A 3,792-nucleotide genomic window follows, 5' to 3' on the forward strand; every position below is an offset into this window, starting at 1 on the left:
ACCGTAAATCACCGCCATATCCATGCGCCCGTTCATGATCAGTTCACTGAGCGTAGTGCCGAAGTTTTCATTGAAATACAGCACGATGCCAGGATGCTGCCGATGCACTTCCTTCATCAGCGGCAACGCCAGCTGCTGGGCGGCCGTCCCCGGCGCCAGTCCGACGGACACGCTGCCCGAGATGGTCAACCCGGCGCCGTCGATGGCGATTTGCGCCTGATCGCACTGGCGCAGGATAGCCTGAGCATGCGTGTAGAGAATTTTGCCCGCTTCGGTCGGCGTGACGCCGCGCTTGGTGCGGATTAACAGCTGCTGATTGACCTCGCCTTCCAGCGTCGCCAGCTGCTGGCTAAGAGCGGGTTGCGCGATATGAAGAACATCGGCGGCCTGCGTCAGGCTGCCCACGTCAACGATCTTGATGAAGTATTTAAGTCGACGGAGATTCATAGTGGCTTCCTCACTGCGGGATCTTGACGTTAATCAAAGCAAGATTGGGGCCAACGCGCGCAACCGCAGGTCTGGGGGTATAGGCGCTGTGGTTTCAGTGGGTTAGACCATATTGTTTCGCCGCATCAGTCACGATTCGTTTCGTCTTTTGCACCATCGTGAAGCAATGCGGTCACTCATCCCGCAGACCCGACACCGACAACCATCGCATTAGGTTATGTCACCACAACAAAGCGCTATTGGCCTCTGTGCCGGGTTCACTTTTATGCTCTTCCCAACCTGGGTCACCCATCGACCTGCTTTTCGCACCGTGCCGCACGCCTGATCCTTCCGTTGCAGGCCTCACCGGCATGACGCCCCTGACTGACTGGAATCTCTGCACATGCCTGAAATTGCCGATCGCCTAAAAAATGTCACCGTTTCCGCCTCTGTAGCCATGACGCAGAAAGCGCGGGACCTCGCCGCACAGGGTATCCATGTTATTGGCTTATCCACCGGCGAACCGGACTTTCCTACGCCGTTACATGCCACCGAGGCCGCCTACGCCGCCGCGCTGGCGGGCGATACCCGCTATCCGCCCACCGACGGGACACCGGCGCTACGCGCGGCCATTCAGCGTAAGTTCAAGCGCGACAACCATCTGGACTACGATATCAGTCAGATCATCACCGCGGGCGGCGCTAAGCAGATCATCTTTAACGCCTTCATGGCGACGATCAATCCGGGCGACGAAGTGTTGCTGCCGTCCCCCTCATGGATCAGCTATGCCGATATCGTGAAATTCGCGGGCGGCGTTCCGGTGCCCGTGGCCTGTCCGCAGGAAAACGACTTCAAGCCCTATCCGGAGGAAATTGAGGCGGCCATCACACCGAAAACCAAATGGCTGCTGCTCAACTACCCCAGCAACCCCACCGGTTCAGTCGCCAGCCGGGCCGATTTGCAGGGGATCGCGGACGTCATGCTGCGACATCCCGATATCTGGATCCTGAGCGACGACATTTATGAACATCTGATCTACGACGACGTGACCTTTTACACGATGGCGGAAGTCGAACCCCGACTGAAAGATCGCGTTCTGACGGTCAATGGCGTCTCAAAAGCCTGGTCAATGACCGGCTGGCGACTGGGCTTCTGCGGCGGACCGAACGACCTGATCAAAGCGATGAGCAACGTCAATACGCAGAACGCAGGCGGCGTGACCACGTTAACGCAGGCCGCCGCCGTCGCAGTCCTGGACGGCCCGCAGGATCTGCTGAAAGAGCGCGCGGAGATTTATCGCCAGCGGCGCGACTATGTGCTGGAGCGCCTGAGCGCTATCCACGGCCTGCTGTGTCACAAACCTCAAGGCGCGTTTTACCTGTTTGTGAACATCGCCGCGTTTATAGGGAAAACCACCCAAGGCGGCCGTTACATCGCCAACGATGCCGACTTCGTGATGGCGCTGATGGAAGAGCACCACGTGGTGACGGTGCAGGGCGCGGCTTACGGTATGAGCCCCTATTTCCGCCTCTCCTACGCCACCAGCATGGAAATATTGCAAAAAGGCTGCGACCGCCTGGCCGCCTTCTGCGAAGGCATGCGTTAAACGTCATCTCACCGAGTCTGACAAAGGCACGGGGCCGCTTCTGCGCCCCGTTTTTTTATGCCCGCAAGCCTTCCTTTCATCCGCACGACATACCGCCAGACGCCACGTAGGCAAAAAGAGAAACCTGCGGGGGAAACCGCGCAGAGAGGGAGCGTTATTCAGAGGAAGGTGAGAGAGGCTCAATTGCGCTGATGCCGCCGCCTGATGGACAGGTCTGCGGCACCCGGCGATTAGCCGTTCAGCGCCGCGGCAGCGACCTGATGACAGCTGTGGGAGACACCGAGCAGATACGCCTTCACCGCACGGTTTACGGCGATGGCCTCGGCGGCATCGCTTTCGATGAGTTGCAGGCGATCGCCCGCCTGCGCCTGTCCCAATCGCCACAGGTCGTCTTCAATGACGCCCGCGATTTTGGGATAGCCGCCTGCCGTATTGGCGTCGCTCAGCTGAATGATGGGTTCTCCCGCCGGAGGCACCTGCACAATCCCGGGGATCAAACCATAGGAGCGCATTTCAACCGTTCGGGACGGGACGAGCGGCTCACCGCTCAGGCGATAGCCGGTGCGGTTGCTGTGCCGGGAAATGGTCCACGATTGCGACCAGAAACGCGCGGCGTCATGGGCAAACAGGTCAAATTCGCCAGAGGGGATCGCCCGTAGTTGAATCACGCCCTCTGGGCTAACCGGAAATACGTCGGCCAAAGCCACCGCTGGGGGCACGGCGCCAATCCCACCCTTCGGCAGCGCACACGACATCGCGTCTCCCGTCGGCAGGCGGTCGCCTTGCGTCAACGGTCGCCCCTCCAACCCGCCGAAGTTGCCGCGCAGCGCGGTACTGCGCGATCCCATGACCAAAGGAACATCGATGCCGCCCGCCACGCACAGATAACCGCGAGCGCCGCTGCGGGGATACGACATCTCCAACACCTGCCCGGCCTGCACCTCGCAGGCCCACCAGGGCGGCAGCGCTTTACCGTCCAGCACGGCGCGGCAATCGGCGCCGGTCAGGGCGATGGCGCCGTCACGGGTGAAACGGACGCGGAAAGGAAAAAGTTGTACCTCAATGCCAGCGGCATTTTCGTCATTGCCGAGCATCAGATTGCCGACACGCAGCGCCAGCGCATCCATCGCCCCGCTGACCGAGACGCCGATATGGCGAAAGCCGGTGCGGCCGAGATCCTGAACGGTATTCAACGGACCGGTTTTGATGACCTCAATCACAGTTCAATCCTCTCAGGCAGAAAACGAACGCTGTCTCCCGGCGCCATGACCGCGGGCGTGTCCGCCCAGGGGTCGAAGAGCGGCATATCGGCGAAGCCGATCGCGTTCCAGCCGTTTGGACCAGTTAGCGCCGACACCCCCGTCTGCGCGCCGCCGATGGTCACAGTGCCTTTCAGCATATTCAACGACGGCACTTTTTTACGCGGGGTTGCCAGCGCCGGGTCCAGACCGTGCAAATAGCCGAACCCCGGCGCGCTGCCGAGCGCAAAAACCGTGTACTCGCCCTGATAATGACGGCGAATGACGTCTTTCGCCGTCAGCCCGGTGAATTCGCACACGGCATCCAAATCCGTGGCGTGCTCGCCGCCGTAGCAGACGGGAATGTCGATCCGTTTGCCCTGCGAGGTGACGGCCCGCGCACGATCCCAGCTGTCCCGCAGCATATCAACCACGGCGGAAGGGGCTGGCGGCGTGTGCTTGAATAGCACCAGCAGGTTGGTCACGCCGGGGATCAGGGATTCGATATCGTCCCGTTGCCGC

At 60.8% G+C, this 3,792-nt stretch carries 4 protein-coding genes; 1 reads left to right on the forward strand and 3 read right to left on the reverse strand.

The features are described 5' to 3' along the window. Window positions 1–447 (reverse strand): LysR family transcriptional regulator (locus Q7O77_RS15410; protein WP_304169357.1); only part of this gene is annotated, 447 nt, incomplete at its 3' end. A 382-nt stretch (window positions 448–829) separates the two neighbouring features. Here Q7O77_RS15410 and Q7O77_RS15415 point away from each other — a divergent pair. Next, window positions 830–2,032 (forward strand): pyridoxal phosphate-dependent aminotransferase, encoded by a 1,203-nt coding sequence (locus Q7O77_RS15415; protein WP_304169360.1) that lies wholly within the window; start codon window positions 830–832, stop codon window positions 2,030–2,032. A 230-nt stretch (window positions 2,033–2,262) separates the two neighbouring features. Here the strand turns inward: Q7O77_RS15415 and Q7O77_RS15420 are convergent, their stop codons facing one another. Next, window positions 2,263–3,252, reverse strand: a complete 990-nt coding sequence (locus tag Q7O77_RS15420; protein WP_304169363.1) for a biotin-dependent carboxyltransferase family protein — start codon at window positions 3,250–3,252, stop codon at window positions 2,263–2,265. Next, window positions 3,249–3,792, reverse strand: a 544-nt coding sequence (gene pxpB, locus Q7O77_RS15425) for a 5-oxoprolinase subunit PxpB (protein WP_304169365.1), incomplete at its 5' end; no start/stop codon positions are given. The genes Q7O77_RS15420 and pxpB, both read right to left, overlap by 4 nt.

The organism is Lonsdalea britannica (assembly GCF_946477055.1).
In the GTDB taxonomy this organism is placed as follows: Bacteria; Pseudomonadota; Gammaproteobacteria; order Enterobacterales; family Enterobacteriaceae; genus Lonsdalea; species Lonsdalea britannica_A.